Below are 214 nucleotides of genomic sequence, written 5' to 3'. Positions count from 1 at the left end.
TTTACCCAGGACTTGTATGAAGGGTTGCGCGGCGTGCATGTGCCGGATGCGCGGATTCACGCAGAAGCGTTCGGGCCGTCGACGTTGCGCCGGCACCCGCACGCCGACCAGCCTGCCTTGCAGCAGCCACCCGCTGCCAGCGAGCCAGTACCGGTGTACTTTGCGGCGTCGGCCAAGGAGGCGCGCTGGGCACCCGGCGGCGGTACCTTGCTGG

At 68.7% G+C, this 214-nt stretch carries 1 pseudogene; it reads left to right on the top strand.

Features of this window, described 5'->3' with window-relative positions:
* Positions 1-214 (top strand): annotated as a pseudogene (locus GYA94_RS27230) (FAD-binding oxidoreductase); the annotation flags it as partial.

Source organism: Pseudomonas juntendi (assembly GCF_009932375.1).
GTDB classification, from domain to species: Bacteria; Pseudomonadota; Gammaproteobacteria; order Pseudomonadales; family Pseudomonadaceae; genus Aquipseudomonas; species Aquipseudomonas juntendi.
Note: the sequence above shows the minus strand (reverse complement) of the source record. Positions and strands in the feature narration are given on the sequence as shown.